Below are 13,889 nucleotides of genomic sequence, written 5' to 3'. Positions count from 1 at the left end.
ATCAGATCTCCATGCCCAGCATATTGGCCACCGTATGCACGTCCTTGTCGCCGCGGCCGGACAGGTTGACGATGACGATCTGGTCCTTGTCCATGTCAGGCACGATCTTCACCGCCTGTGCGATGGCATGGGCCGATTCAAGCGCCGGAATGATGCCCTCGACGCGTGTCGTCAACTGGAACGCCTCCAGCGCCTCGCTGTCGAGGATCGGCACATAGTCGACGCGGCCGGAATCGCGCAGCCATGAGTGCTCGGGACCGACGCCCGGATAGTCGAGGCCGGCCGAGATCGAGTGACCGTCCATGATCTGGCCGTCGGCGTTCTGCAGGAGGTAGGTACGGTTGCCATGCAGCACGCCGGGCGCGCCGGCACTCATCGAGGCGCAATGCTCGATGCCGTCGAGCCCGCGGCCGCCGGCTTCGACGCCGATGATGCGCACCTCACTGTCGTCGAGGAAGGGATGGAACAGGCCGATAGCGTTGGAACCGCCGCCGACACAAGCGATGATGGTGTCCGGCAGCCGGCCTTCCTGCTCGAGGATCTGGGCGCGCGCCTCGGTGCCGATCACCGACTGGAAGTCGCGCACCAGCTCCGGATAGGGGTGCGGGCCGGCGGCGGTGCCGATCAGGTAATAGGTATCCTCGACGTTGGTCACCCAGTCACGCAGGGCCTCATTCATGGCGTCCTTCAGCGTGCCGTGGCCGGCCGTCACCGGCCGCACCTCGGCGCCCAGAAGCTTCATGCGAAAGACGTTGGGGCTTTGCCGGGCGACGTCGGTTGCACCCATATAGACGATACAAGGAAGGCCGAAACGCGCCGCCACCGTAGCGGAAGCGACGCCATGCTGGCCGGCACCGGTCTCTGCGATGATCCTCGTCTTGCCCATGCGCTTGGCGAGCAGGATCTGGCCGAGGCAGTTGTTGATCTTGTGCGAGCCGGTGTGGTTCAGGTCCTCGCGCTTGAAATAGACCCTTGCGCCGCCCCCGAGGCCCTTCGCCGAGGACACCTCACGAAGATGCCTAGTCAGGCCTTCGGCGAAATAGAGCTTCGACGGCCGCCCGGCGTAATGCGTCGAGAGATCGGTCAGTTCGGCCTTGAAATCCGGGTCGTTCTTGACCTCGCTCCAGTGCCGCTCCAGCTCAAGGATCAGCGGCATCAGCGTTTCGGCAACGAAACGACCGCCAAAAATGCCGAACATGCCCTGCTCGTCGGGGCCGGTGCGGAAGGAATTCGGTATCGCCGGCTTGTCCATCGCCGATCTCCTGGTCTGTGGTTTGAAGCGTGATCAGGCGGCGCGGTTGTCGCGTGCTGCCCCGACGGCGCGGAAAAATTGTTCGATCAGCGCCGGTTCCTTGACGCCCGGCGCGCTCTCCACGCCCGAGGAAACATCTATTCCGGGCGGGTTCGCCAGCCGAAAGGCGTCGCCGATATTGCCGGCATTGAGCCCTCCGGAAAGCATGTAATCGACGCCGGCGTCAAGGCCAGCCAGAATGCCCCAGTCGAAGGCAAGACCGTTGCCGCCCGGCAATTCCGAACCCTTAGGCGGCTTGGCATCGAACAGGAAGCGGTCGGCAATGCCGATGAAGGGCTTGACTCGCCCGAGATCGGCGGCCTCGCTGACCGGCAGCGCCTTCATCACCGGCAAGCCGTAGCGGGCCTTCACCTCGGCCACCCGCTCGGGAGGCTCGGCGCCGTGAAGCTGCAGCATATCGGGCTGCATCTTTTCGACGATGTCATCCAGGAACGCATCGCTGGCGTCGACCGTCACGGCAACCGCCTTGGCCTTGCCGCGCGCCGCTTCGCGCAGGCGGCCGGCTTCCGCCGGCTCGACATAGCGCGGGCTTTTGGCAAAGAAAATGAAGCCGACATGGCTGGCGCCGCCGGCCAATGCCGCAGCCAGTGCCTTGTCGGTCTTCAACCCGCATATCTTGATGTCCAGCGCCATGGCGCGGGATTGGCATGAAACTGCCAAAGAGTCGAGAAAAAGCATCCTGTTTGCCGCCAGCGCGGAACGCGCTACCTTGCTAATGTAAGAGCGGAACGCGCTACCTTGCTAATATAAGAGCGCAACGCTACTTGCTCAGGCACAGAGGCGGGAGAACAAAGATCATGCCGGAAAAGACCGTCGCGGAACTCAGGCAAAAGCTGGCGCAGGCCCATGAGGTCATCGCTCATTTGATGGACAAGGCAGCCTTCAACGGCGCCGAGGCGCACCGGGCGCTGGCTTATTTCAGCAACGATGGCTTCGAGAAAGATTTCTTGCCCTGGCCGCGCCATGTCGATGAGGGGTTGCGGCCGGAGGAGTTGAACGCGGCGAATGACGATTGATCGGCAGTGCAGAATCTATTGAGGCCGGCGCGAAGGATCGCTACAGTTTCCATTTCGTGCCCCTACAAGCATCCTACTCGAACGCGATCGCCTGCAGCGCGCCGCCATTGCGCTTGAGCCAGTCCTTGCAGCGCTCGGTATCCGGGCAAAGCTGCTCGCATAGTTTCCAGAACTTCGGGCCGTGGTTCATCTCCTTGAGATGCGCCACCTCATGCGCGACGAGGTAGTTTATCACCGGCCGCGGCGCCATCATGATGCGCCAGGAAAACGACAGATTGCCGTCCGACGTGCACGATCCCCAGCGGCTCGACGTATCCTTGAAGCGGATCGCCTTGGCGCGCTTGCCGACCGCCGCACTGTGCTTCGTCACCAGCGCCTCGATCTCGCGCTTGGCTTCGCGCTTCAGGAAATCGGCGATGCGGCGCGGCAGATGCACACGCTCGCCATGCACGATCATCAGCGGTCCGCGCTCGTCGCGCGACAGCGTGACGGTGCCGCGTTTCGACGGTTCATGGACGATGCGATGCGGCACGCCGCGCACCGGTACCTTGATGCCGGGCCGCACCTGCGGCCGGTTGGGTACCTTGGCCAGCCTTTGCTCCAGCCAGTCCTGATGGCGGTCGAGGAATTTTTCCACCTCGCCGCGGCGCAGCCCCGGCGGCACGGTGATGCGCAAACCGCGGCCGCCGGAATCGATGCGCAGCGTCAGGCGCCGCGCCCGGTCGTTCTCGACGATCTTGAGCGGCAGCGTGCGGCCGGCAACGCAATGCTCGCGCTCCACGACGGGCGTGGGCTTGGGTTTCGTCGGGGTGCGGAAGAAGCCGAAGGACATTCCGGGACGATACGTGATTCGAGGGAAACGACTAGAACAAAAAAGAAACGGCGCCGCTGACGCGACGCCGTTGGATTATCTATCTGGGCACGGGACCTTACTCGTCGAGCAGGCCTGGCGTGGAGTTGCCGCCGCGTTTGTTATTCGTCGTCGAGCCAGTTAACCCACCCGTCGTGGGCGACGTCGACTTGTTGCGGTTGGCCATGAAGCGATCGAACTCTTCCTGGTCCTTGGCGCGGCGCAATTCGCGGGCATATTCATCGAACTCGCTCAGCATCTCGTCGAGCTTGCGGCGTTCCTCGGCAAGCCGCTCGAGTTCCTTTTCGCGCCAGTCGTCGAAAGCGACGTTGCCGGTGCGTGCGGAGCCATGGCCCCAGCGCGCGGCCCTGTCGGAGCCGCGGCGGCAGCCGGCGAAGATGCCGTCGGTGGCGCGGTTGACGTCGCGCTTGAAGCCCTCGAGCCGATCGCCCCAGATGATGTAGGCGAGCATGGCGAAGCCGAGCGGCCAGAACACCATGAACCCGATTACCATCAACGCGATGGTTGCCGGCGTCCAGGCCGGACGGATCAATGCAGATGTGTTCATTTTCTCCCAATCCTTCAGTTGGAGACAGCCAAATCCGGCTGCGTGGAATCGAAATGGGATGAAGAAAACGGCGATTCAAGACAGCAACCGCCAAAACCGGACAAGCGGCTGAAATGATTATCGCTTTTTGAGCATTTCAAGGAAAAGCACGACCAATCCGGCGATCAGGCCCCAGAACGCCGCACCGACGCCGAACAGCGTCAGCCCCGATGCGGTGACGGCGAAGGTGACGGTGGCGGCCATTCGCTCGTCCTCGTCTTTCAAGGCGATCGACAGTGCATTGGCGAGCGGCGCCATCAGCGCCAGGCCGGCGACCAGCGCGATCAGGCTCTGCGGCAATACGGCGAAGATCGCCACCAGCGAGGCGCCGAACAGGGCAAAGACGAGATAGGCCAACGCATAGAACGGCCCGGTCTTCCAGCGCTCGGCCGGATCGGCATGCACGTCGGGCCCGGTGCAGATCGCCGCCGAGATTGCCGCCAGATTGGTGGTCGAGGCGCCGAACGGCGCCGTCAGCAGCGAAAACAGGCCGGTGACGCCGATCAGCGGCCCGGGTTCGGGATGATAGCCGGCTGCCCTCAGCACGGCGAGGCCGGACAGGTTCTGCGAGGCCATGGTGACGAGGTAGAGCGGCAAGGCGAGGCCGATGATCGCAGTGGCGGTGAACTGCGGCATCACCAGCGTCAAGCTCGAGAGTTCCGGTGCCGGCAGACCGCCGACCCGGTCGGTGAGGAAGGCGGCGAGACCGCCGCCGATCAGCACCAGCAGCACCGACAGGGCCGGGTTGAACAGGCGGATGACGAAGAACGCCGCAACCAGCGGCAGGATCAGCCAGGGGTCGACGGGAACGGTTTTCACCGCATTGATGGCGAAGGTGACGACGATGCCGGCCAGCATTCCGGACGCGACGGACGCCGGTATTCTGGCGATCAGCTTGGTCAAGGGCCCGAACAGGCCTGTGGTGATCAGCAGGACCGCGGTGACGACGAAGGCACCAACCGCCTCACCCATCGAAAAGCCGGTCGACGCGGCGATCAGCGCCAAGCCTGGCGTCGACCAGGCGGTGATGACCGGCATTTTCGTACGCCAGGACAGCCACAGGCTCTCGATCGCCATCGCCAGGCAAAGCGTCGTCACCCAGCTTGCGGTCTCGAACTGCGTTGCGCCGACCGCCTTGGCGGCGGCAATGACGATGGCCAGCGTACCGCCGAAGCCGACGATCGCCGCCACGAAGGCGGACACCGGAATGGAAATGCGCATGTCTCTATCCCGCCTGCCGCACCATCGCGTCCACCGCCCGCACCAGCATGTCGAGATCCTGCGGCCGCGACAGGCGGTGGTCGCCGTCGGGAATGAGCGACAGCGTGACGTCGTCGGCCGGCAGCAGGCTGACCAGCTTCAGCGCATGGCTCGACGGCACGTCGGGATCGGCCAGCCCTTGCAGGATATGGACCGGACAGTGCGTGTCGATCGGCCCGGTCATCACCCGGTTGTTGCGGCCGTCCTCGATCAGTGTGCGCGTGTAGATGTACGGTTCGGCGGAATAGTCCGACGGCTCTTCGAAAAAGCCCTTTTTCCTGAGGTTGCGCTTCTGCGCCCCGGTCAGCACCGGCTCCACCAGTTCGAATGTGAAATCGGGCGCCGGCGCCAGCAGCACAAGGCCGGCGACGCTGTTCTCGCCCGCCTTGCGCAACTCCTGCACCATGCGCAGCGCGATCCAGGCGCCCATCGACGAACCGACCAGGATTTGCCTGCCCTGGGTGAAACGGCGGAAAACCGCCAGGCTCTCGCCCAGCCATTTCGAGATGGTGCCGTCGGCAAAGGCGCCGCCCGATTCGCCGTGGCCGGAATAATCGTGGCGCAGGAAGGCGCGGCCTTCCCCGAGCGCCCATTCCGACAAGGTTTCGGCCTTGGTGCCCAGCATGTCGGATTTGTAGCCGCCAAGCCAGACAATGCCGGGCTCGGCACCTGCCGCATGCCTGACGGCGATGCTCGTCCCGTCGACGTCCAGGAAGATCGGGGTGGTGCTCATGGTGTATTCCCTCACGCCGGTCTTTTGGCACAGCAAGGCATTCAACGAAAAGTGCTCCGCCACTTTCTTCGCTTGGTGCAGAGGAGCATTCCATCGAGCAGGTGATTTCCTGAGAATGCTGTGCTATTGACTCCGACCGCGCGCTCACCACATTGCGCGTTCGCAATTCTGAACTGAAGAACCCCTTAACGAAACGGCTCAAGGAGACCACGACCATTCGCAGACCTTTCAAAGCAGCGGCGCCCACCAAGGAAGGCCCGCGCTCCAACCGTGACATCCGGGTTCCCCGGGTCCAGCTAATCGACGCCGAAGGCCAGAACCGCGGCGATGTCTCCATCAACGACGCATTGCTGCTCGCCGAAGAGGCTGGGCTCGATCTGGTCGAGATATCGCCCAATGCAGTGCCGCCCGTCGTAAAGATCCTCGATCTCGGCAAGCTGAAATACGCCAACCAGAAGAAGGCGGCCGAGGCGCGCAAGAACCAGAAGGTCATCGAGATCAAGGAGATCAAGATGCGCCCGAACATCGACAGCCACGACTACGAGACCAAGATGAAGGCCGTCCGGCGCTTTTTCGAGGAAGGCGACAAGGTCAAGCTGACATTGCGCTTCCGCGGTCGCGAGATGGCGCATATGGAACTCGGCATGCAGCTTCTGAACAAGGTTCGCGAGGAAGTGGCGCCCATCGCCAAGGTCGAAGCCGAACCGAAGCTCGAAGGCCGCCAGATGATGATGGTGCTGGCGCCCCGCTAAAGCGCGTTGCGCTTTAGTTCTGTTTGTGCATGTCGTTGTCGCAAAACCGCAGCGCACTTTTGGGCGACGTGCATTAAATCCGCCTGAATCATATTGCAAGGCGTCCCGGCGATCGGCGGGGCGCCTGTTCTTGGCCAGACGCTGCGATCGCCGGCGAGAGCAAAGACGCTCTGGTTCCCTCGACGATCGGATTCCCGACATGGTCAATGACGTCAAGCATTCGGAAGCCAAATATGGGCTGGGCAGCTACCAGCACACGCGCAGGATGGTGCTTGCCGTCGTCGTCGTCGTCCTTTTCGCGATGCTTTTGTTCGGGCAGTCGGTTTTTCCGCCCGATACGCCTGTGCATGAAACGATCGAAATGGTCGGCGTCCTGCTGATCTTTCTCGGCGTTGTCGGACGCTTGTGGTCGACGCTCTATATTGGTGGACGCAAATCCTCCGAAGTGGTGACCGGCGGACCCTATTCGATCACCCGCAACCCGCTCTATGTCTTCTCTACTTTAGCTGCCGCCGGTGTCGGCGCACAGATCGGCTCCATCACCGCCACGATCGGCTTTGGAGCGCTCTGCGCGGGTGCATTTTACATCGTTATCCTGCGCGAGGAGAAATTCCTCAGGCAGGTTCTTGGCGCGCCATACCAGACCTACCTGTTGAAAGTGCCGCGCTTCTTCCCGAAACTGTCGCTGTATCAGGAAGGCGACACCGGCGGCTTCAAGCCGCGCCTGCTGCGAACCACGCTGCTCGACGGTCTGGTCTTCCTGGTTGCCTTGCCGGCTTTCGAACTGATCGACGGCGCCCAGCAGTCCGGCATATTGCCGGTGCTGTTCCGTTTCCCCTGAGCACTACAGTGTTGCTCGGCACGGGGTGTTGCGCGCCAGCCCGCTTTGACGTATAGGACCGCCGTTCCCAAAAAACCGCCCGGCAGGGCATGCCGTGGCGGTTTCATTTGCTTTTCGGGCTTTGGTCGGCCTGAAGCGAACAAAAAGCGCATTGGTGCGCATATAAACGGAGTAGCAAAATGCCCAAGATGAAGACCAAATCGGCCGCCAAGAAGCGGTTCAAGATCACAGGTACGGGTAAAGTTCTGTCGGCTGCGGCCGGCAAGCGTCACGGCATGATCAAGCGGTCCAACAAGTTCATTCGAAATGCCCGCGGCACGATGGTTCTGGCTGAACCGGATGGCAAGAAGGTCATCAAGAATTTTCTGCCGAACGGCCTCTGAGCATTCGGTCTGGACAGCGTTAAGGAGATCATGACATGGCACGCGTAAAGAGAGGCGTCACCTCGCACGCCAAGCACAAGAAGGTCCTGAAAGCCGCCAAGGGTTTTTACGGCCGTCGCAAGAACACCATCCGCATCGCCAAGCAGGCGGTGGAAAAGTCGCTGCAGTACGCCTATCGCGACCGCAAGAACCGCAAGCGCTCGTTCCGCGCGCTGTGGATACAGCGCATCAATGCGGCGACGCATGAGCATGGCCTGACCTATGGCCGTTTCATCGACGGTCTCAACAAGGCCGGGATCGAGATCGATCGCAAGATCCTGTCGGACATGGCCATCCACGAGCCGCAGGCCTTCGCCGCACTCGTGGCCAAGGCCAAGGTCGCGCTCGAATACCTGAAGAATACCACGCCGAATGCTTTTGAAAGCGCTGTCGCTTAAGACCAGCGCTTCCCAAGCTATTCGACACTTGATTTGGGAAACCCGCGCTGGCAGGGCTGGCGCGGGTTTTTCTTTGCTTCCAATCGGATCTGGAACATGAGTGACATGGAAACTCTCGAAAATTCCCTGATGGCCGAGATCGCCTCGGCCGCCGACGAGCAGGCGATCGAGGCGGTGCGTGTCTCTGCCCTTGGCAAGAAGGGCTCGGTTTCCGAGATGCTGAAGACACTCGGCTCGATGAGCGCCGAGGAGCGACAGGTCAAAGGCCGGGCAATCAACGGCCTCAAGAACCGCGTCACCGAGGCACTTTCGGCGCGCCGCGCCGAGCTGAAAGATGTGGCGATCACAGCACGGCTTGCCGCCGAGAAGGTCGACGTCAGCTTGCCGGTCAGGCAATCGCCGGCCGAGCGCGGCCGCATCCATCCGATCAGCCAGGTTATCGACGAGATCGCGGCGATTTTCGGCGATCTCGGCTTTGCCATCGCCGAAGGTCCGGACATCGAGACCGACTATTACAATTTCACCTCGCTGAACTTCCCGGAAGGCCACCCGGCGCGCGAGATGCACGACACGTTCTTCTTCCAGCCGGACGAGCAGGGCGAGCGCAAGCTTTTGCGCACCCACACCTCGCCGGTGCAGATCCGCACCATGGAGATGCAGAAGCCGCCGATCCGCATCGTCATCCCCGGCAAGACCTACCGGCAGGATTCCGATGCCACCCACTCGCCGATGTTCCATCAGGTCGAGGGGCTGGTGATCGACAAATCAGCCAACGTCGCCAACATGAAATGGGTGCTGGAGGAGTTCTGCAAAGCCTTCTTCGAGGTGCCGAGCGTCAAGATGCGCTTCCGGCCGTCTTTCTTCCCGTTTACCGAGCCCAGCCTCGAGGTCGACATCCAGTGCGACCGTTCGCGGCCCGGCGAGGTGCGCTTCGGCGAGGGCTCGGACTGGATGGAGATCCTCGGCTGCGGCATGGTCCACCCCAATGTGCTCCGTTACGGTGGCCTCGATCCTGACGAATACCAGGGCTTCGCCTGGGGCATGGGCATCGACCGCATCGCCATGCTGAAATACGGCATGCCGGATCTGCGCGCCTTCTTCGACGCCGATGTCCGCTGGCTTTCGCATTACGGTTTTAGGCCGCTCGACATGCCGACGCTGTTCGGGGGCTTGAGCGCGTGACGACCGGGCCGCAGCAAATCCGCGGGCAGCTCGCCTTCCTGCACATGTCCGACGCGCGGCCGCATAGCTTCAAGTGCAGCGTGCCCAGACCAGACGGAACACAGTCATGAAACTCACCCTCTCCTGGCTCAAGGATCATCTCGAGACCGACGCCTCGCTGGCGGAAATCGTCGAGCGTCTCACCTCGATCGGCCTCGAGGTCGAGCATGTCGACGACCGGGCGAGCCTGGCTCCCTTCGTCATCGCCAAGGTGGTGACGGCGGTCCAGCATCCCGACGCCGACCGGCTTCGCGTGCTGACCGTCGACACCGGCGACGGCAAGCCGCCGGTGCAGGTCGTGTGTGGAGCGCCGAACGCCCGCGCGGGCCTGGTCGGCGCCTTTGCAGCACCGGGCACCTATATTCCCGGCATCGACGTGACGCTGACCGTCGGCAAGATCCGCGGCGTTGAAAGCCATGGCATGATGTGCTCCGAGCGCGAGCTCGAATTGTCCGAGGAGCATGACGGCATCATCGACCTTCCGGCCGATGCGCCGGTCGGTACCAGCTTCGCCGCCTATGCCCATCTCGACGACCCGCTGATCGAGATCAATCTGACGCCGAACCGGCCGGATGCGACCAGTGTCCATGGCATCGCCCGCGATCTGGCGGCGAGCGGGCTCGGCACGCTGAAGAGCGCCCCGATAGAGCCGATCCCCGGCAAGGGCGAGACGCCGGTCAAGGTGACGATCGAAGCGCCGGAGCTCTGTCCCGGCTTTGCGCTGCGCCTGGTGCGCGGCGTCAAGAACGGATCGTCGCCGAAATGGCTGCAGCAAAGGCTTCTCGCCATCGGCTTGAGGCCGATCAGCGCGCTCGTCGATATCACCAATTACGTCACCTTCGACCGCGGCCGGCCGCTGCATGTCTTCGACGCTGCGAAGGTCACCGGCAATCTCGCCGTGCGCCGGGCGCGTGATGGCGAAAAGGTGCTGTCGCTCGACGGCCGCGAATACACGCTGACGCCGGAGATGTGCGTGATCGCCGACCAGGACGGCATCGAATCGATTGCCGGCATCATGGGCGGCGAGCATTCCGGCTGCGACGAGAACACCACCGACGTGCTGATCGAGTCGGCGCTTTGGGACCCGATCACCACCGCCCGCACCGGCCGCACGCTCGGCATCATCACCGACGCACGCTACCGCTTCGAGCGTGGCGTCGACCCGGAAATGATGATTCCCGGTGTGGAGCTGGCGACGAAGCTGGTGCTCGATTTCTGCGGCGGTACGCCGGCGCAAACCGAAGTCGTCGGCTATGCCGGCCATCAGCCGAAGATCGTCTCGTTCCCATTGTCGGAAGTGAAGCGGCTGACCGGCATCGAAGTGCCGCGCTCGACAAGCCTCGACATTCTTGCCCGCCTCGGCTTCAGGCCGGAGGGCACGGGCGATGTCGTCAATGTGGCGGTCCCGTCCTGGCGGCCGGATGTCGACGGCAAGGCCGACCTGGTCGAGGAGGTCATGCGCATCCACGGCGTCGACAACATCGCGCCGCAGCCGCTCGGTTCGCACGATGCGGTCAACGCCAGGATCCTGACTGTGCTGCAGATCCGCACCCGCGCCGCCAAGCGGGCACTTGCCGTGCGCGGCATGATGGAGGCCGTCACCTGGTCGTTCATTCCGGCAAAACACGCCGAATTGTTCGGCGGCGGCCAGCAGGCGCTGAAGCTTGCCAACCCGATCGCCACCGATATGTCGGACATGCGGCCGTCGCTGCTGCCGGGGCTGATCGCGGCAGCGCAACGCAATGCCGACAGGGGCATCGGCGATGTCGCGCTGTTCGAAGTGTCGGGCACCTATGAGGGCGACGGCGCCGACCAGCAGCGGCGTGTTGCCGCCGGCGTGCGGCGCGGCACCGCCAGGCTCGAGGGCTCCGGCCGCCATTGGGCCGGCAATGCCGGCGCCGTCGGCGTCTTCGATGCCAAGGCCGACGCGATCGCAGCACTCGAAGCCTGCGGCGCGCCGGTCGAGCGGCTGCAGATCGAGGCCAGCGGCCCGGCCTGGTATCACCCCGGCCGCTCCGGCACGATCAAGCTCGGGCCGAAGGTAATCCTTGGCACGTTTGGCGAGTTCCACCCGAAGACGCTGGAGAGGCTTGACATCTCCGGCCCGCTTTGCGGCTTCGAAGTGTTCATCGATGCGGTGCCTGAGCCGAAGACCAAGCCGACGCGGACAAAGCCGAGACTGGATCTGTCCGCCTTCCAGGCAGTCAAGCGCGATTTCGCCTTCGTCGTCGACAAGGCAGTCGAAGCCGGCACACTCGTTCGCGCCGCCCTTGCCGCCGACCGAAAGCTGATTTCCGGCGTCTCGGTGTTCGATGTTTTCGAGGGTGCAGCGCTCGGCGCGGCGAAAAAATCGATCGCCATTGAAGTGTCGATCCAGCCGGTCGAAAAGACGCTGACCGATGAGGATTTCGAGGCGCTGGCCAAGCGCATCGTCGATAATGTCGGCAAGCAGACCGGCGGCGTGCTGCGGACGTAAGGGGATGCTCTGATGGACCACAAGCTCTCCATCAACTGGCTGGCAACGCATATCGGGACTGTCGATGGGTTCCTGGACGACCAGGAATGCGCCGATCTGATCGCCGACAGCGAACGGCGTGGTTTTGAGGCAGCCAAGGTAAACAGCGCCGGCGGCGCGAGCGTGATGACGGAACTCCGCAACAACGACCGCGTCGTTTTTGATGACGAGGATCTTGCCGACCTGCTTTTTGCGCGGGCGCGGCCTCTGCTCTATCGTGGTCTCGGCGACTGGCGCTTGACCGGGCTGAATGAGCGTTTCCGTTTCTATCGCTATGGGCCGGGCCAGAAGTTCGATTGGCATCATGACGGCTATTTCGAGCGCCACGCCTTGGAGCGCAGTCAGTTCACGTTCATGATTTATCTATCAGATGGATTTGAAGGGGGAGGAACCTCGTTTCGTGGCGAGATGCCGGGCTATGCCGGTAGCAGTCTTCTGGTGAAGCCGAAGAAAGGAATGGCTCTGGCATTCTACCATCCGATCGAGCATCGCGGCGACGAGGTGCTGTCGGGGCGCAAGTACGTCATCCGAACGGACGTGATGTACAAGCGCCAATGAAACGCTGTCCGTTCTGCCGCTGAGCTAAATGCACCTGACCCCGCTGGAAGTGTTTTTCGTCAAGGAGTTCTGCCGTTCCGCCGGCGTTTCTCCTGACATGATGCGTGCGCTGAAAGTCAAAGAACGCAGCCGCGATCCTGTAGGATTCATGACCAGAGTCACTCCCTCATCGGTTCCCCCGGAATTGCGCTTTGAGAGTCGAGTGTTCAGTTCGCTTCGGGTAGCGTGCGTTGGACCTGACCAGCTTCTTTGCGGCATGGTGCTGTTCTTCGATGAGATTGAAGGAAAGCTAGAGGCGATCGAAGGCTTTGTGTACGGCGAAGAATGGCCGTCAATCGAGGAGCCAGTCTTCTGGTCCGAGACCGACCGAACAATGAGCCTTGGGCGGGAGGGAAACTAGCCTGCAGAAATGGGCGTCACGACGCCCTTTCCGATAATTGCACAACGGATGGCGCGCTGAGGACCTAGAGGGGTTGCCGGCAGGTGGCGAATCGCCGTCCAAAGGGCGATGGACCATTTGCGCTATTCAGGGCTGCCCTTCGAGGAACAGCGTGCAGCCTTTCTCGATATCGTCTCGGCCGATCCGCTGGTCGGTGAGACGCTGTCGCGGGTACGGGTGCTGGGCCTGCCGGACTGGCTGGTCGTCTCCGGCGCGCTTTACAACAGCGTCTGGAATCATCTGACCGGAAAGCCCTCGGGGTACGGCATCCGGGATGTCGACCTGTTTTATTTCGATGAGAGCGATCTGTCCTATGAAGCCGAGGACAGTGTGATCGCCCGCGCCGCGCCGGTCTTTGCCGATCTGCCCCTACCAGTCGAGATTCGCAACCAGGCGCGGGTGCATCTATGGTATCCGTCCAAGTTCGGACGGTCCTGTCCATGTTATTCCAGTTCCAGCGACTCGGTTCGCTTCTTCGCCTCGAAGACCCATGCGGTCGGTGTCCGCTTCGATACGGACGGGCGACTTGATCTCGTCGCGCCGTTTGGTCTGGACGACATCTTCTCGTTTCGCATCACGCCGAACCGGGTACTGGACAGTCGCCAGACGCACGAGGCAAAGGGCGCGCGTGCCAGGGAGAACTGGCCGGAGATCAGTGTCATGCCTTGGTAGGAAATGTCGGCGCGAGGCACCCCCCTCTGCCCTGCCGGGCATCTCCCCCTCAAGGGGGGAGATCGGATGTCGCCTCGGCTTTCGCCAATCACCGGCGCCGGAAGGGCGGGCAGGGCGCGGGAACTGCCAATCTCCCCCCTTGAGGGGGAGGATAGTGTGCTGAAGGTTCTGCAAAAAGTTTTGGAGAGAGAACGGGGCTTGCTCTGAGGGGCGAGCGGCCATGGCACGGTGGTGACGTTGCGATCACCGATTCCCGTGGAAGGGGAAGTGCCATGACCAATCGAGACGTTAGA

At 62.7% G+C, this 13,889-nt stretch carries 16 protein-coding genes; 10 read left to right on the top strand and 6 right to left on the bottom strand.

The window, feature by feature from the left end:
- Position 1: 1 nt before the first annotated feature.
- Together trpB and NKH33_RS13180 are read right to left on the bottom strand one after the other, a co-directional pair.
- The gene (gene trpB / locus NKH33_RS13185) at positions 2-1,252 is read right to left on the bottom strand and encodes a tryptophan synthase subunit beta (protein ID WP_352919862.1); all 1,251 of its coding nucleotides are present in this window, start codon (positions 1,250-1,252) and stop codon (positions 2-4) included.
- A 33-nt stretch (positions 1,253-1,285) separates the two neighbouring features.
- Positions 1,286-1,945 (bottom strand): phosphoribosylanthranilate isomerase, encoded by a 660-nt coding sequence (locus tag NKH33_RS13180; RefSeq protein ID WP_352919859.1) that lies wholly within the window; start codon positions 1,943-1,945, stop codon positions 1,286-1,288.
- A 164-nt stretch (positions 1,946-2,109) separates the two neighbouring features.
- Between NKH33_RS13180 and NKH33_RS13175 the strand changes: the two genes are divergently transcribed.
- Positions 2,110-2,328, top strand: coding sequence for a hypothetical protein (locus tag NKH33_RS13175; protein WP_023718294.1), 219 nt, complete (start codon positions 2,110-2,112; stop codon positions 2,326-2,328).
- Positions 2,329-2,401: 73 nt separating this feature from the next.
- On the opposite strand, the gene NKH33_RS13170 is transcribed toward NKH33_RS13175, so the two are convergent.
- From NKH33_RS13170 to NKH33_RS13155, 4 genes are all read right to left on the bottom strand, one after another.
- On the bottom strand, positions 2,402-3,160 hold the full coding sequence (locus NKH33_RS13170; RefSeq protein ID WP_352451640.1) for a M48 family metallopeptidase: 759 nt from the start codon (positions 3,158-3,160) through the stop codon (positions 2,402-2,404).
- Positions 3,161-3,257: 97 nt separating this feature from the next.
- Positions 3,258-3,746 (bottom strand): DUF2852 domain-containing protein, encoded by a 489-nt coding sequence (locus tag NKH33_RS13165; RefSeq protein ID WP_352919856.1) that lies wholly within the window; start codon positions 3,744-3,746, stop codon positions 3,258-3,260.
- Positions 3,747-3,863: 117 nt separating this feature from the next.
- A complete protein-coding gene (locus NKH33_RS13160; RefSeq protein WP_352919853.1) occupies positions 3,864-5,006 on the bottom strand; it encodes a benzoate/H(+) symporter BenE family transporter in 1,143 nt (380 codons plus the stop codon).
- Positions 5,007-5,010: 4 nt separating this feature from the next.
- The gene (locus tag NKH33_RS13155) at positions 5,011-5,778 is read right to left on the bottom strand and encodes an alpha/beta hydrolase (RefSeq protein ID WP_352919850.1); all 768 of its coding nucleotides are present in this window, start codon (positions 5,776-5,778) and stop codon (positions 5,011-5,013) included.
- 215 nt (positions 5,779-5,993) lie between these two features.
- On the opposite strand from NKH33_RS13155, the gene infC reads away from it, so the two are divergent.
- The 9 genes from infC (at position 5,994) to NKH33_RS13110 (ending at position 13,596) form a co-directional block, all read left to right on the top strand.
- Positions 5,994-6,530, top strand: coding sequence for a translation initiation factor IF-3 (gene infC / locus NKH33_RS13150; protein ID WP_023677573.1), 537 nt, complete (start codon positions 5,994-5,996; stop codon positions 6,528-6,530).
- A gap of 199 nt (positions 6,531-6,729) precedes the next feature.
- Positions 6,730-7,371, top strand: a complete 642-nt coding sequence (locus NKH33_RS13145) for a methyltransferase family protein (protein ID WP_352919847.1) — start codon at positions 6,730-6,732, stop codon at positions 7,369-7,371.
- A 179-nt stretch (positions 7,372-7,550) separates the two neighbouring features.
- A complete protein-coding gene (rpmI, locus tag NKH33_RS13140; protein ID WP_006201248.1) occupies positions 7,551-7,754 on the top strand; it encodes a 50S ribosomal protein L35 in 204 nt (67 codons plus the stop codon).
- Between the two features lie 35 nt (positions 7,755-7,789).
- Positions 7,790-8,191: a 50S ribosomal protein L20 gene (gene rplT, locus NKH33_RS13135; protein ID WP_006201247.1), complete on the top strand. Its 402-nt coding sequence runs from the start codon at positions 7,790-7,792 to the stop codon at positions 8,189-8,191.
- Positions 8,192-8,287: 96 nt separating this feature from the next.
- A complete protein-coding gene (gene pheS / locus NKH33_RS13130) occupies positions 8,288-9,373 on the top strand; it encodes a phenylalanine--tRNA ligase subunit alpha (RefSeq protein WP_352919844.1) in 1,086 nt (361 codons plus the stop codon).
- Between the two features lie 106 nt (positions 9,374-9,479).
- Positions 9,480-11,888: a phenylalanine--tRNA ligase subunit beta gene (pheT, locus tag NKH33_RS13125; RefSeq protein ID WP_352919841.1), complete on the top strand. Its 2,409-nt coding sequence runs from the start codon at positions 9,480-9,482 to the stop codon at positions 11,886-11,888.
- Positions 11,889-11,900: 12 nt separating this feature from the next.
- Positions 11,901-12,485, top strand: a complete 585-nt coding sequence (locus NKH33_RS13120; protein ID WP_352919839.1) for a prolyl hydroxylase family protein — start codon at positions 11,901-11,903, stop codon at positions 12,483-12,485.
- Between the two features lie 28 nt (positions 12,486-12,513).
- On the top strand, positions 12,514-12,885 hold the full coding sequence (locus tag NKH33_RS13115) for a hypothetical protein (RefSeq protein ID WP_352919836.1): 372 nt from the start codon (positions 12,514-12,516) through the stop codon (positions 12,883-12,885).
- 108 nt (positions 12,886-12,993) lie between these two features.
- On the top strand, positions 12,994-13,596 hold the full coding sequence (locus tag NKH33_RS13110) for a nucleotidyltransferase family protein (RefSeq protein WP_352919833.1): 603 nt from the start codon (positions 12,994-12,996) through the stop codon (positions 13,594-13,596).
- Positions 13,597-13,889: the final 293 nt, after the last annotated feature.

This window comes from Mesorhizobium sp. M1182 (genome assembly GCF_040318335.1).
GTDB lineage: Bacteria > Pseudomonadota > Alphaproteobacteria > Rhizobiales > Rhizobiaceae > Mesorhizobium.
This window is presented reverse-complemented; position numbering and strand designations above follow the sequence as displayed.

Excerpts from the sequence above, each read along its gene's own strand:
- NKH33_RS13145 (WP_352919847.1), top strand. The coding sequence starts at position 6,730 with ATGGTCAATGACGTCAAGCATTCGGAAGCCAAATATGGGCTGGGCAGC.
- NKH33_RS13160 (WP_352919853.1), bottom strand. The coding sequence starts at position 5,006 with ATGCGCATTTCCATTCCGGTGTCCGCCTTCGTGGCGGCGATCGTCGGC.
- NKH33_RS13170 (WP_352451640.1), bottom strand. The coding sequence starts at position 3,160 with ATGTCCTTCGGCTTCTTCCGCACCCCGACGAAACCCAAGCCCACGCCC.
- NKH33_RS13120 (WP_352919839.1), top strand. The coding sequence starts at position 11,901 with ATGGACCACAAGCTCTCCATCAACTGGCTGGCAACGCATATCGGGACT.
- NKH33_RS13175 (WP_023718294.1), top strand. The coding sequence starts at position 2,110 with ATGCCGGAAAAGACCGTCGCGGAACTCAGGCAAAAGCTGGCGCAGGCC.
- NKH33_RS13165 (WP_352919856.1), bottom strand. The coding sequence starts at position 3,746 with ATGAACACATCTGCATTGATCCGTCCGGCCTGGACGCCGGCAACCATC.
- NKH33_RS13180 (WP_352919859.1), bottom strand. The coding sequence starts at position 1,945 with ATGGCGCTGGACATCAAGATATGCGGGTTGAAGACCGACAAGGCACTG.
- pheS (WP_352919844.1), top strand. The coding sequence starts at position 8,288 with ATGAGTGACATGGAAACTCTCGAAAATTCCCTGATGGCCGAGATCGCC.
- rplT (WP_006201247.1), top strand. The coding sequence starts at position 7,790 with ATGGCACGCGTAAAGAGAGGCGTCACCTCGCACGCCAAGCACAAGAAG.
- NKH33_RS13115 (WP_352919836.1), top strand. The coding sequence starts at position 12,514 with ATGCACCTGACCCCGCTGGAAGTGTTTTTCGTCAAGGAGTTCTGCCGT.
- pheT (WP_352919841.1), top strand. The coding sequence starts at position 9,480 with ATGAAACTCACCCTCTCCTGGCTCAAGGATCATCTCGAGACCGACGCC.
- trpB (WP_352919862.1), bottom strand. The coding sequence starts at position 1,252 with ATGGACAAGCCGGCGATACCGAATTCCTTCCGCACCGGCCCCGACGAG.
- NKH33_RS13155 (WP_352919850.1), bottom strand. The coding sequence starts at position 5,778 with ATGAGCACCACCCCGATCTTCCTGGACGTCGACGGGACGAGCATCGCC.
- rpmI (WP_006201248.1), top strand. The coding sequence starts at position 7,551 with ATGCCCAAGATGAAGACCAAATCGGCCGCCAAGAAGCGGTTCAAGATC.
- NKH33_RS13110 (WP_352919833.1), top strand. The coding sequence starts at position 12,994 with ATGGACCATTTGCGCTATTCAGGGCTGCCCTTCGAGGAACAGCGTGCA.